The sequence below is a fragment of the Salinivibrio sp. AR640 genome, assembly GCF_001995405.1.
GTDB classification, from domain to species: Bacteria; Pseudomonadota; Gammaproteobacteria; order Enterobacterales; family Vibrionaceae; genus Salinivibrio; species Salinivibrio costicola.
In genome coordinates this window covers 45,718-59,133 of record NZ_MUFD01000018.1, presented here as the reverse complement: position 1 = coordinate 59,133, position 13,416 = coordinate 45,718, and the positions used below count along the sequence as shown (strand labels likewise).

Here is a 13,416-nt window from a genome sequence, read left to right as displayed (position 1 = left end):
ACAAGTTATTGAATGTTAATTACGCTCAATGCGTGCTATGGATTGGCACGCAGTGTAGCGAATCAATACGTGTAGTGACAGCGGCTCACAGTTGCTTATTTCGTGAGAACTGTCGGTTATCTTTTGCTTCTTTCATGCTTTCAATAATGCGGTGGTAGCTGTCAAAGCGTTCGACACTAATATGGCCATCTTCGACCGCCTGACGAAGCAGGCAACCTGGGTCGTCGCCATGTTTGCAGTCGCGGAATTTGCACCCACCTAAATACTCACGAAATTCGACAAACCCATGGGCGATTTGTTCCGGCTCAAGGTGCCATAAACCGAACTCGCGCACGCCAGGCGAGTCAATGAGATCGCCCCCTTGGGCGAAATGATACAAGCGTGCCGCGGTCGTGGTGTGCTGCCCCAGTCCTGAGTTTTCTGATACCTGATGCGTTTGCGCATGCACATCGGGTAATAAGGTATTGACCAGGCTTGATTTACCCACGCCTGATTGCCCCACGAACACACTGACATGTTGATCCAATTGTTCAACCAGTGTCGACATGCCCTCACCAGAATCGGCGCTCACCATCACCAAGGGATAGCCAATATCTCGATAGATATCGAGCAGCGTCTCGACCATTTCTCGGCCGTCATCATCCAGCAGGTCGACTTTATTGACCACAATGAGCGGGGCGATATTGAGTACTTCACACGCAATTAAGTAACGGTCGATAATATTGAGCGACAGCTCGGGTAAGATCGCGGCCACGATCACCACTTGATCGATATTGGCGGCAACGGGTTTAACGCCGTCATAGTAATCAGGCCGTGTCAGAACCGACATGCGATCATGTACCGCTTCAACCACGCCGGCAAATCCCTCGAGTGCTTCTTTGCCTGGGCGCCAAATGACGCGATCACCTGTTACCAGACTACTGACGGAACGACGGAGATTGCACCGGTGTATTTTCCCTGTTTGCGGATCTTCAATATCGGCATGTTGCCCAAATCGCGTGATCACTCGGCCTTCACGAGAAGACTCAAGGGCAGCATCTTCCCATTGGATGTCGTTATCATGCTGTTTGATCCGACGTTGCTGGTTCGATCGAACCCGCCGCAATTGGCCTTTAGTAAGCTTTTTCTTTTTTGCCACGTTGACTCTTATCAGTTAAGTTGGCTTTCATATCAAGCACAGTATGATACATGGTTTACCCATAAAAAAGGCAAGTTCAATGGCGTTCAGTGAAAACAATTTAATCTGGATCGATCTGGAAATGACCGGGCTCGATCCGGACACCCACAAGATCATTGAGATCGCAACGATTGTGACCGATGCACAGCTTAATATCCTGGCAGAAGGACCGGTATTAGCGATCCATCAGCCGCAAAGCGAACTCGATAAAATGGACGATTGGTGTACGCAAACGCATACCCAGTCTGGTTTGGTTGCGCGTGTGCAACAAAGCCAAGTCAGTGAGCAAGCGGCTATTGAGCAAACGATCGCATTTTTATCTCAATGGGTACCCGCGGGGGCCTCCCCGATTTGTGGTAACAGTGTGGGCCAAGATCGTCGTTTTCTCTATCGTCATATGCCGGTGCTGGAGCGTTATTTTCACTATCGCACGGTGGACGTCAGTACGCTGAAAGAGCTTACGCGCCGTTGGCAGCCCGAAATACTGAATGCGTTTTCTAAAAAAGGCACCCATTTAGCCCTTGACGACATTCGGGAATCAATTGCAGAATTGCAGTTCTATCGCGAAAGGATCCTGACGATCTGATTTTCTTTTCGTCGATCTGTTGCTCTTTTGAGCGATCAAAAGAAAAAATCATAATTTTGCTTATCAGCACTTGCAACCCGGTTTTTTCTTCGTATAATTCGCAGCCCTAACGACGTGAATCGTCTGTTGAAAGCGACATTAGCTCAGCTGGTAGAGCGCAACCTTGCCAAGGTTGAGGTCACGAGTTCGAACCTCGTATGTCGCTCCAAATTAAATATCGATCTGATAGTGATCAGGTCGATCTAAGCGACACTAGCTCAGCTGGTAGAGCGCAACCTTGCCAAGGTTGAGGTCACGAGTTCGAACCTCGTGTGTCGCTCCAATTTAAAATTCGATGTTACGCATCGGCAATGCGACATTAGCTCAGCTGGTAGAGCGCAACCTTGCCAAGGTTGAGGTCACGAGTTCGAACCTCGTATGTCGCTCCAAATAACAATTCGGTATAAGCGACACTAGCTCAGCTGGTAGAGCGCAACCTTGCCAAGGTTGAGGTCACGGGTTCGAACCCCGTGTGTCGCTCCAATCACTTGGTTAACCGCAAGTGTGGCGTTACATATAGCGCCGTCTTTAATGCTGTGAAGCATCATCTCTAGCATCAAATTCACACCTAACGTACTTCCTCTGGAAGCGGCGTATTGGCGTGCTTTTAATTACTAATGCACAGCTTTATCCACAAGACTCGTTTTGTGGATAACTTGGTTGATGAATTCTGTAAAGCCCGCCATGCCGGTGATCTTGTCAGCAAGCACGAGGACGATGTTGTACACCGGAAATAAACACCATTTCTCTCTATTTAGCTGAAAATAAAGGGGAATAGTGTATTTTTTTCCAGGTTAACTAATGCTTTTCCACAGTGTTATTCACTATCGTGATCTTGCTCGCTTAATGCCCTGCCTATGTGTTTAACTATCAAAAAGTGCACCATAAACACACATTGCTTAATAGTTTTCCACATAATGTGAATGGCGTCATCTTTCTGCTATTTAACAGTGCTAAGCATCTCGCGGTAACCCTTTTTCAATGATGCGCACCAGGCGGCGAGTGCCGGTGGGGAGTACGGCCACATCAATGCGCTGTCGTTTGCTTTCTTGCTCACCGAGCGCCCACTCTATATGTTCATCAACCAATGCATCCTCTCCATGCCGGGCTCGTAAGCTCGCAACGATCTCTGGATCATAAGGCGCGTTACCCATCGCGATAGCAAGATTGCGTCGCCACTTTTTAATCCCAATACGACGAATGGCCGACCCTTGCGTTAAGGATAAAAAAGTGTCCTCATCCCAATTAAAAAGTGTGGTGAGCGGCTGTTGATCAAGGCTAGGGCGACAGTGAAAGTCGGCTTCTAAGGTGAGTTCAGCCTCGCGGTTGAATGGACAAACGAGCTGGCAGTCATCGCAACCGTAAATGCGGTTACCTATCGCGTGGCGAAACTCCATAGGGATCACACCATCATATTCAATGGTGAGGTAGGAAATACAGCGCCGGGCATCGACCACGCCTTCCGCAACAATCGCTTGGGTTGGGCAGCTCGTCATACAAGCAACGCACTTGCCACACTGATTATCAACGGGAGTATCCGTCGGTAAAGGGAGATCAACCAATAGCTCGCCGAGGAAAAACCAGGATCCCGTTTCCTCGTTAAGGATCAATGAGTGTTTACCTGTCCATCCCAACCCTGCTTTTTCTGCCAACGGACGTTCTAAAATAGGTGCCGAGTCGACAAAAGGACGATAGCCATAGGGACCAACCTCGGCTTCGATTTGCTGCCCCAGCTTTTTCAATCGGTTGCGGATGAGTTTGTGATAGTCGCGCCCTAAAGAATAGCGACTCACATAACCTAAACGTGGATTGGCCAATGTGGTGGCAAATCCCGCTTCTGGTGGTAAATAATTCATGCGTACACTAATCACGCGTATCGTACCAGGCACCAACTCCTCTGGGCGCGCACGCATCATGCCATGTCGCGCCATCCACGCCATCTCACCGTGATAGCCATTGTCGAGCCAACGTTGCAGTTGCGCCTCATGTTGCTTGAGATCAACATCCGTGATCCCAACATGCTGGAAGCCTAGCGCTTGTCCCCATTGCTTGATACGTTGGGCTAATTGGTCGAAATTAATCGATGCATCGGGCGTGGGTTGCGACATAGCGGTAGATCCTGAGGCCTTAAGTGGTGCAGTACAATCAATGGAGGCAGTTGATGGCGACAAGTTTACCACAGAGTTTCTATCGTGCAGAGCAAGTTCGTGAAGGCGAACAGGCTGTCGCGCGTGCGTTGGATATTCCTATGTATCAGCTGATGTTAAGAGCGGGCCAAGCCGTCTTTGATAGTATCAATCAGTATTACCCTAACGCGGCACGGTTATTGATCGTCTGTGGTGCGGGCAACAACGCCGGCGATGGTTATGTGATTGCTCGGTTGGCGAAATCAGCGGGATTAAATGTCACCATATGGTCATTGGTCGCGCCAGAAAAACTTAGTGGCGACGCGGCAACCGCTTGGCAAGAGTGGCAAGATTGTGGTGGAAGCGTTATTAAGACCCAGCCTACCGTCACGCAGTTTGATGTCATTGTCGATGCCATGTTGGGCACCGGTTTATCGCGCGCGGTTGAAGGCGATTTTGCCCAAGCGGTCAGGGTGATTAATCATTGCCACGTGCCAGTGGTGGCGGTTGATATTCCGTCTGGCTTATGTGCCAACAGTGGCTGTGTAAAAGGTGTGGCAATCGCAGCGGATATAACGGTTACCTTGATTGCATTAAAACAAGGCTTATTAACCGGGCAAGCGGTCACGCATCGCGGTGAACTTATTTTTGCTGGTCTCAATGTAGCAACAGCCTTTGCACGTCAAGCGGAACCGGCTGGGCAGCTGATCAGTGACGATATCAAAACGCAATGCCTCCCGCCCCGAGCGCGCAGTGCACATAAAGGGCAATTTGGTCGCGTTCTTTGTTTAGGCGGCGACCATGGTATGGCCGGTGCCGTGACGCTTTGTGCCCAAGCTGCGTTACGCACTGGCGCCGGCCTCGTCAAAGTTGTGACGCAAAAAGACCATACCTTGATGCTCGTCACGCGTCAGCCTGAGCTAATGACGCAAAGCTGGGCGCCGGGCCAATCATTAGGTGATGCCTTGTCTTGGGCCACCCATATTGTTATCGGCCCTGGACTTGGCCAGAGTGCGTGGTCGGATGCACTCTGGACCATCGCCCTCTCGGCACGGTTGCCTAAGGTTGTTGATGCGGATGGATTAAATAAATTAGCGCGGCAACCCCAACACCGCGACGATTGGATTCTCACGCCTCACCCAGGCGAGGCCGCTCGCTTATTGGGCTGTGAAGTAAAAGAGGTGGAACTCGATCGTTTTGCCGCCGTCAAAGCGATACAAACACGGTATGGTGGTGTCGTTTTGCTTAAAGGGGCAGGAACGATCGTATATGATGGCACAGATTATGCTGTTGCAAATGTGGGCAATCCTGGCATGGCGTCTGGGGGGATGGGCGATGTTCTCTCGGGGGTAATCGGTAGTTTGTTGGCGCAAGGCGTTGATTTATTCTCGGCGGCAACATTGGGTTGCTACCTTCATGGTAAAGCGGGTGATTACGCCGCTCAGGCCGGTGAACGAGGATTGCTCGCCAGCGATTTGTTTCCCTATTTGCAGCAGTTAGTGGATTAGAGAAACGCGCCTGGTTCAGTAATCAGAGCAGTTTATGACATAAATAACAGACGAGATCCCAAAGTAGTATGACCCAGACTTTTATCACTCAGTTGACCGATGCGGATCGCACGGTGGCTTTTGGCGCGGCACTGGCGCGTGCTTGTACGCAAAGTACAACCTGCTATCTACATGGAGATCTTGGTGCGGGAAAGACCACGTTTTGCCGCGGTTTTATCCAGGCGATGGGGCATACCGGTAATGTCAAAAGTCCAACCTATACCTTGGTTGAACCTTATGAGCTAACACCTTGGCAAGTGTATCATTTCGATCTCTACCGTTTGGCGGATCCAGAAGAGTTGGAGTTTATGGGGATCCGAGATTATTTTAATCAACAAGCGCTGTGCTTAATTGAATGGCCAGAAAAGGGAGAAGGCTGGTTACCGCATGCCGATCTGGATATCACTCTGCGTTACGACGGTGAGCAGCGCAACCTTATTATTGATGCCAATAGCGCGGCAGGCCTGGCTATTATCGACCGCCTAGAATGGGAAGACTAGCATGATGTGGCAGCGGCTTTGCATCTTGATGATCGCCAGTTTGTTGAGTGCAACAAGTTGGGCCAACAAAATCGAAAATATTCGGGTGTGGCCGGCACCGAATGAAACCCGGGTGGTGGTTGATCTCGCTGAAAAGGCGGATTTTAGTTATTTTTCTTTAACACGTCCGGACCGACTTGTGGTCGACTTGAAACAAAGTCAGCTCGCCACCGGCTTGCCAAAGCAGGTTAAAGGCAGCGATATTCTGACTAAAATCCGCAAGAGCAGCCCCCCTGATGCCAGCACGTATCGACTGGTTTTTGAGTTAAAAAATGGTGCTAAGCCGACGATATTTTCTCTCGCACCGGGAGGCGAGTATGGCCACCGTTTAGTGGTTGATTTACCGCACGCGCAAAAAGTGGATAAGAACAAACCGACACTCTCGGTAGCGGAAAAGAAGCGGCGTGAGACGGTCGCGGCTTTACCCTTTGGCACTGAAGACATTGTCGTCGCGATTGACCCCGGGCACGGCGGTAACGATCCCGGCGCCATTGGGCCGCGTCGCAAGCAGGAAAAAGATGTCAATCTTGCCATTGCTAAACAAGCGGCTGCACGCATCAATGCGGTGCCGGGAATGCGGGCCGTCTTGACCCGTACCGGTGACTATTTTGTTGATTTGAATCAGCGTTCTGAAATCGCACGCAAACACAAAGCCCATTTACTCGTCTCAGTGCATGCCGACGGTTTTCATCAGCCACAACCTCGTGGTGCCTCGGTGTGGGTGCTCTCACGCCGCCGAGCGAACAGTGAAATTGGTCGCTGGATTGAAAAACATGAAGAGCAATCCAACTTGTTAGGTGGTGGCTCTTTGCTCGCACAAAATAACGAGGACGAATATTTAAGCCGTGCGGTGTTGGACTTGCAGTTTAGTAACTCGCAAAAAGAAGGCTACAACGTCGCGACTCGGGTGCTTAAAGAGCTGGGTAAAGTGACCAAGCTGCACAAATCGAGCCCTGAGCATGCGAGTTTGGCCGTGCTCAAATCGCCGGATATCCCGTCTTTGTTGGTAGAGACCGGATTTATTTCTAATCCGCAAGAAGAGCGTTTGTTATTCCAACGAGGGCATCAACGTGGTTTGGCGAATGCCATTTATCACGGTATTCGTAATTATTTTGAACGCTTTCCTCCTGACGGCACCTTGTTTGCCGCGCGCAAAAACGGGGTAAAACACAAAGTCAGCCCGGGACAGTCCCTCTCAGTTATCGCCAAACAGTATCAAAGCTCAATAGCTGCGATAAAATCGGCGAACGGCTTAACCTCAAGCACGCTGCAGGTGGGACAAGTGCTATCAATTCCAAATGTCGATGTGGCTAAGTTAGCCGGTAAAGCCGAGCGGGCATCCACACAAACCCTGACTCATACCGTGAGCCGAGGCGAATTTCTCGGTAAAATCGCCGAGCAGTATCAAGTCTCACTGAGCACGCTTCGCCAAGCGAACAATCTCAAGTCCGATACCCTTTGGGTCGGGCAAAAACTGAAGGTCCCTGGTGCGACATCACCGGCCATCAAGCACAAAGTGAAACGCGGTGAATACCTCGGTAAAATTGCCAGTAATTATGGGGTGACGATCGAAAGCTTACGTCGTGCCAATGAACTCGGCTCAGATACCCTGGCGGTCGGACAAACCTTAATTATTCCAGGAAGCTGATATGGCGATTGAGATATTACCCGCTCGACTCGCCAACCAAATCGCCGCGGGCGAAGTGGTCGAGCGGCCAGCATCGGTGGTTAAAGAGCTGGTGGAAAACAGTATTGATGCCGGCGCAACCCGTATTGACGTCGATATTGAAAAAGGCGGCAGTAAGCTCATTCGTGTCCGTGATAATGGTGTTGGGATCAGCAAAACAGATTTACAGCTGGCATTAAGTCGCCATGCGACCTCCAAAATCCACAGCCTGGATGATTTAGAAGCGATCATGAGCTTGGGCTTTCGGGGAGAGGCGTTAGCGAGTGTGAGCGCCGTTTCGCGCCTTACCATTACCTCTCGCCCCGCGGAACAGCAAGAAGCGTGGTCAGCCTTTGCTGAAGGACGCGATATGGTCGTTAGCGTGAAACCGGCAGCGCATCCGGTGGGTTGTACCGTGGAAGTGGTGGATTTATTTTTTAACACGCCAGCCCGACGTAAGTTCTTGCGTACCGATAAAACCGAGTTCAGCCATATTGATGAGTTGCTGCGACGTATCGCTTTGAGCCGATTTGATATTACCATCAACCTGCGCCACAACGGCACGCAGGTTCGCCAATATCGGCGTATCCCTGAAAGGGGAGATCCTCTACGTCGTCTAAAAGCCATCTGCGGGCAAAAATTTGTTGATCATGCGCTGCGGATTGACTTGACCCATCATGATATGGCGCTGCGCGGTTGGATATGTACCCCTGATGGCGCGCGGCAGCAAAACGATATGCAGCATTGTTTTGTGAATCAGCGCATGATGAAAGATAAATTGATCAACCATGCTATCCGCCAAGGGTATGAGCAAAGCTTGGCGCCCGATCAGTATGCCGCTTATGTGCTTTATATCGATGTGGATCCGCATCAGGTAGACGTTAACGTTCATCCGGCGAAGCATGAAGTCCGCTTTCATCAAGCACGGCTGGTGCATGACTTTATTTATCAAGCGATTTATGACGGGCTGCAACAATCATCGTTACCCATCGACGAGACGGTCAATCCAGAGACCGGCGAGGTCAGAGAGACAGTGTCTTATCAGCCTCGAGCATCGGCCGTGGCAACCGACCATCCCTATCAGCAAGCGGTGAATGCCTTCCCCGCTTATCCGGGGAAACAGTCAACCGAGTCGTCACGGCCAGCAAAAGGGCAAGCTTCGCGCGCTGACCGTTCGAGTACGCCTTCCAAGCAAGCGACCCAAGCCTATCAAAGGTTAATGACGCCGCGAGCGGCCGTTCACACTGACGATGCCAAGGATGAGGCGACATCGAATGAGCAGTCGTCTTCGCCGGTTAGCGTAAGCACGTATATGGCACCAGCTAAGATAGTGAGTGGTGAACCTGGCTTGGGAAAGGTACTTGCGGTGATTGATCAGCATTATGTGCTGATGTCGTGGGGTGAGGGTTTATGGTTAGCTGATCATTATCGGTTAGAAAGCTGGCGTCATCAAGGGGCGTTACAACCAGCCTTGGCGGAGGGATTAGTCACTCAGCCTTTATTAATTCCACAACGTTTATCTGCGTCTGCATCCGAATGTGATGCGATTAGCCACTATCAAACGTTACTGGGGCAATTTGGTATTCATATTCGGGTAAAAGGCCAGCAGTTAATGGTGATGTCTGTGTGCCAACCACTGCGGCAACAGAATCTGCAAGCCTTTGTTCCATCCTTGCTGAACTTTTTAGGCGGCTTAGACCCCAGCCAATCTAATCCGGATCACCGCGCGAACCTGTTGGGTTGGCTGGCAAAGCAGTTGACAGTTGCATCGGATCCAGTCAGCCTTGCGCAAGCGGTACAGACCGTATCGGAAATTGAACAGTATTGGCAGGGTGAGGCGTTGGAAAAAGGGCGACAACGCTTGTTTACGCGCCTCGACCTAACCTCAGCAATAGAAGCATTACAACATGACTAATCCGCTGCCTAAGGCCATTTTTTTGATGGGGCCAACCGCCTCGGGAAAAACGGATCTGGCCATTGCATTACGCAATACCATGCCGGTTGAAATTATTAGTGTTGATTCGGCCTTAATTTATCGAGGGATGGATATTGGTACCGCCAAGCCAACCGCTGACGAATTAGCACAGGCGCCGCATCGCCTCATCGACATTCGAGATCCCGCTCAGGCTTATTCCGCAGCCGACTTTCGTGAAGACGCCCTCACAGAAATGAAGAAGATCGTGTCGAATGGCAAGATCCCTCTGTTGGTTGGGGGCACCATGTTGTATTTTAAAGCGTTATTAGAAGGGTTATCGCCATTACCCAGTGCGGATCCTAGTGTGCGTGACGCATTAGAAAAAGAAGCGCAGCAGCATGGCTGGGAAGCGCTTCATGCACAGTTATGTGATATTGATCCTGTTTCTGGTGCGCGGATCCATCGCAACGATCCGCAGCGGATTATGCGGGCACTTGAGGTGTACCGTATCAGTGGACAAACCCTGACCGCATTGACGGAAAAAAAAGGTGAACCTTTGCCGTATCAGGTACACCAATTTGCAATAGCGCCTCAGGAACGAGGTGAGTTGCATCGCCGCATTGAGCTCAGATTTGACAAAATGGTTGAAGCGGGCTTTGAAAAGGAGGTACGTACACTGTTTGAGCGAGAGGATCTGCATCCCGATCTGCCCTCGATCCGCTGTGTTGGGTATCGCCAAATGTGGGATTATTTGGCCGGACGTAGCACCCATGATGAAGCCGTTTACCGTGGGATTTGCGCGACGCGCCAGTTAGCCAAACGTCAGATAACTTGGCTGCGAGGCTGGGAAAATGTGACGTGGCTTGACAGTGACGCGCCGTCACTGTCTTTACAAACGGTGACAAAAGCGTTGACGGCAGGGACGGAAACTTGATGTATACTGTCACTGACAAGGACGCTGCTTAACCGCGACATTGACTACAATTACAAACAAATAAGGAAAAGAACTAATGGCTAAGGGGCAATCATTACAAGACCCATTCCTAAATGCGTTACGTCGTGAGCGTATTCCTGTTTCCATTTACCTTGTGAATGGCATTAAGTTACAAGGGCAAATCGAATCGTTTGATCAGTTTGTGATCTTGCTGAAAAACACCGTGAATCAAATGGTGTATAAGCATGCCATTTCTACTGTGGTGCCAGCACGTGCTGTGAGCCATCACAACAATAACCAAGGGGCTGGAGAGCGTCCACAGGGCGATCGTCAGCAAGAAAAACCTGAGGAGTGAGTATTCAATTGCTAAGGAGTCTTTCGCTTGTTTGACCGTTACGAGGCCGGTGAACAGGCTGTACTCGTTCATATTAATTTTACCCATGATGGCGAGTGGGATGATCTCAGTGAGTTTCAAATGCTGGTTTCGTCCTCGGGTGTCGACGCCTTGCAAGTTGTTGTCGGCAGCCGTCAGTCTCCTCACCCGAAATATTTTGTCGGCGAGGGAAAAGCCCAAGAAATTGCAGAGACCGTGCAGCACGTCGGGGCCGATGTGGTGATCTTCAATCATACCTTGTCTGCCGCCCAAGAGCGCAATCTGGAGCAGCGATTTAAATGTCGAGTATTAGACCGAACAGGCCTCATTCTCGATATTTTCGCGCAGCGTGCACGTACGCATGAGGGTAAATTGCAGGTTGAATTAGCGCAGTTACGGCATCTTTCAACCCGACTCGTGCGTGGCTGGACCCACCTTGAACGTCAGAAAGGGGGGATCGGTTTACGTGGCCCGGGGGAAACCCAGTTAGAAACGGATCGTCGATTATTGCGTGATCGGGTAAAAGCGATTTTGCGTCGGTTAGACAAAGTGGCCAAGCAGCGCGAGCAAGGACGACGTGCGCGAGCGCGTGCCGAGGTACCAACGGTATCGCTGGTGGGGTATACCAATGCGGGTAAGTCGACGCTGTTTAATCGGATTACCGAAGCTGGCGTTTATGCAGCCGATCAACTGTTTGCTACTTTGGATCCGACCTTACGTCGGATTGAAGTCGAAGATGTCGGCACCGCGATTTTAGCCGATACCGTCGGTTTCATTCGCCATTTGCCACATGATTTGGTGGCGGCGTTTAAAGCGACATTGCAAGAAACGCAAGAAGCGAGTTTATTGTTGCATGTGGTTGACGCCAGTGATGAGCGATTGAGTGACAACATTGAGGCTGTTGACAGCGTGCTCGAAGAGATAGAAGCCGCTGATGTGCCACGTCTACTTATCATGAATAAAATCGATAGTCTGGATCAGGCTGAGCCTCGTATTGAACGAGACGACGAGGGCGTGCCGAAAGCCGTATGGGTATCCGCCTTGTCGGGGCAAGGTATTGCGCTCATCTTTGACGCGCTGACTGAGCGTTTGGCCGGTACCATGGTGCGGCATCGATTACGACTACCGCCAAATCTAGCGGGTCGGATGCAAAGTAAATTTCACCAGATGCGATGCATTGTCAGTGAAGAATACCAAGACGATGGGCATCTATTAGTCGATGTTAGGCTGCCGCAAACAGACTGGCATCGGTTAGAAAAAAGAGAAGGCAACCAGCTTGGCGACTTTATCGTCAGTGAATAGGCTGCTAGAGTAAAAAATTATCGTCAGATCAATTTGATGGAGTGCGCGAATGGCGTGGAATGAGCCAGGAAACAATGGCGGTCCCGACAAAGACCCCTGGGGGAATCGTGGTGGCCGTAATCAAGGACCACCCGATCTTGATGAATTGTTTAATAAACTAAGCCGCAAACTGGGTGGCTTTGGTGGCCGGAAAGGCAAAGGACCTTCTTTCGGTGGCGGAATGGCGGGGCTAGGTGTCCTCGCACTCATCGGTATTATCGTATGGGGTATTTCCGGTTTCTATACCATTGGCGAAGCACAGCGTGGTGTGGTACTTCGGTTCGGTCAGTATGATCGTGTCGTACAACCAGGCCTTAACTGGAAACCGACGTTTGTTGATACCGTGAGAACGGTTGATATGGAATCAATCCGCTCGCTAAACAGTTCAGGTTTGATGCTGACCAAAGATGAAAACGTGGTCAACGTCGAAATGGATGTCCAATACCGCGTGATGGATGCCCAGCAGTATCTCTACAGTGTCACCAATGCTGATGACAGCTTGCGTCAAGCGACGGATTCAGCGCTTCGTGCGGTCGTGGGTGATTCTGTGATGGATGATATTATCACTCGAGGTCGTCAAGAAGTAAGAGAGCGCACCCAAGTTGAGTTGAATCAGATCATTGATAAATACAACATGGGCTTGATTATTGTCGACGTAAACTTCCAGTACGCACGACCACCAGAGCAGGTAAAAGATGCCTTTGATGACGCCATTGCAGCACGTGAGGATGAAGCGCGCTTTATCCGTGAAGCAGAAGCGTATCGTAATGACGTCTTGCCAAAGGCAACGGGTCGAGCCGAAACGCTGAAAAAAGCCGCATTGGGTTACAAAGCTCGTACGGTCAATGAAGCAGAAGGTGAAGTCTCTCAATTCGAAAAATTGTTGCCTGAGTATATTGATGCGCCACGCGTGACACGTAATCGCCTGTATATCCAAACCATGGAACAGGTGTACAGCAGTACAAGTAAGGTGATGGTGGATTCGCAAAGCGGAAACAGCAACCTCTTGTATCTCCCGCTGGATAAGTTGATGGGAGGGGCAGCCGTTGGGCCTAACCAGCGTAAAGAAACGTCGAGCAGCCAGTATGGCATTGAGCTGGAGCAAAGCTCTCAGCCAAAACAGCCTGAATCGGCGCCGCGTTCTGGTTCATCACGTGAAGGGAGATACTAAGC

General features: G+C 50.5%; 11 protein-coding genes and 4 tRNA genes. 13 read left to right on the top strand and 2 right to left on the bottom strand.

Annotated features, from left to right (window positions below; translation table 11 throughout):
• Positions 1 to 85: 85 nt before the first annotated feature.
• On the bottom strand, positions 86 to 1,138 hold the full coding sequence (gene rsgA / locus BZG75_RS10325; RefSeq protein ID WP_077460021.1) for a small ribosomal subunit biogenesis GTPase RsgA: 1,053 nt from the start codon (positions 1,136 to 1,138) through the stop codon (positions 86 to 88).
• Positions 1,139 to 1,217: 79 nt separating this feature from the next.
• Here rsgA and orn point away from each other — a divergent pair, with 79 nt between their 5' ends.
• From orn to BZG75_RS10300, 5 genes are all read left to right on the top strand, one after another.
• Positions 1,218 to 1,763, top strand: coding sequence for an oligoribonuclease (gene orn, locus BZG75_RS10320; protein ID WP_077460020.1), 546 nt, complete (start codon positions 1,218 to 1,220; stop codon positions 1,761 to 1,763).
• 132 nt (positions 1,764 to 1,895) lie between these two features.
• Positions 1,896 to 1,971 (top strand) — tRNA-Gly (locus BZG75_RS10315).
• A gap of 38 nt (positions 1,972 to 2,009) precedes the next feature.
• A tRNA-Gly gene (locus BZG75_RS10310) sits at positions 2,010 to 2,085 on the top strand.
• Between the two features lie 30 nt (positions 2,086 to 2,115).
• Positions 2,116 to 2,191, top strand: a tRNA-Gly gene (locus BZG75_RS10305).
• 18 nt (positions 2,192 to 2,209) lie between these two features.
• Positions 2,210 to 2,285: transfer RNA gene (locus tag BZG75_RS10300), tRNA-Gly, on the top strand.
• 470 nt (positions 2,286 to 2,755) lie between these two features.
• On the opposite strand, the gene queG is transcribed toward BZG75_RS10300, so the two are convergent.
• Positions 2,756 to 3,883 (bottom strand): tRNA epoxyqueuosine(34) reductase QueG, encoded by a 1,128-nt coding sequence (gene queG / locus BZG75_RS10295; protein ID WP_158009978.1) that lies wholly within the window; start codon positions 3,881 to 3,883, stop codon positions 2,756 to 2,758.
• An 80-nt stretch (positions 3,884 to 3,963) separates the two neighbouring features.
• Between queG and BZG75_RS10290 the strand changes: the two genes are divergently transcribed.
• The 8 genes from BZG75_RS10290 to hflK all read left to right on the top strand — a co-directional run bounded on the left by BZG75_RS10290 (position 3,964) and on the right by hflK (position 13,414).
• Positions 3,964 to 5,436: a bifunctional ADP-dependent NAD(P)H-hydrate dehydratase/NAD(P)H-hydrate epimerase gene (locus BZG75_RS10290; protein WP_028569672.1), complete on the top strand. Its 1,473-nt coding sequence runs from the start codon at positions 3,964 to 3,966 to the stop codon at positions 5,434 to 5,436.
• Between the two features lie 68 nt (positions 5,437 to 5,504).
• A complete protein-coding gene (gene tsaE / locus BZG75_RS10285) occupies positions 5,505 to 5,975 on the top strand; it encodes a tRNA (adenosine(37)-N6)-threonylcarbamoyltransferase complex ATPase subunit type 1 TsaE (RefSeq protein WP_021023475.1) in 471 nt (156 codons plus the stop codon).
• Between the two features lies 1 nt (position 5,976).
• Positions 5,977 to 7,662, top strand: a complete 1,686-nt coding sequence (locus BZG75_RS10280; protein ID WP_077460018.1) for an N-acetylmuramoyl-L-alanine amidase — start codon at positions 5,977 to 5,979, stop codon at positions 7,660 to 7,662.
• Position 7,663: 1 nt separating this feature from the next.
• A complete protein-coding gene (gene mutL / locus BZG75_RS10275) occupies positions 7,664 to 9,595 on the top strand; it encodes a DNA mismatch repair endonuclease MutL (RefSeq protein WP_077576895.1) in 1,932 nt (643 codons plus the stop codon).
• Positions 9,588 to 10,529 (top strand): tRNA (adenosine(37)-N6)-dimethylallyltransferase MiaA, encoded by a 942-nt coding sequence (gene miaA, locus BZG75_RS10270; RefSeq protein ID WP_077460016.1) that lies wholly within the window; start codon positions 9,588 to 9,590, stop codon positions 10,527 to 10,529. The genes mutL and miaA overlap by 8 nt, the downstream gene beginning before the upstream one ends.
• A 76-nt stretch (positions 10,530 to 10,605) precedes the next feature.
• On the top strand, positions 10,606 to 10,884 hold the full coding sequence (gene hfq, locus BZG75_RS10265; protein ID WP_021023479.1) for an RNA chaperone Hfq: 279 nt from the start codon (positions 10,606 to 10,608) through the stop codon (positions 10,882 to 10,884).
• A 27-nt stretch (positions 10,885 to 10,911) separates the two neighbouring features.
• Positions 10,912 to 12,204, top strand: a complete 1,293-nt coding sequence (gene hflX / locus BZG75_RS10260) for a ribosome rescue GTPase HflX (protein ID WP_021023480.1) — start codon at positions 10,912 to 10,914, stop codon at positions 12,202 to 12,204.
• Between the two features lie 49 nt (positions 12,205 to 12,253).
• Positions 12,254 to 13,414 carry an FtsH protease activity modulator HflK gene (hflK, locus tag BZG75_RS10255; protein WP_077460014.1) on the top strand — a complete coding sequence of 387 codons (1,161 nt, stop codon included), beginning with the start codon at positions 12,254 to 12,256 and terminating at the stop codon, positions 13,412 to 13,414.
• Positions 13,415 to 13,416 lie beyond the last annotated feature (2 nt).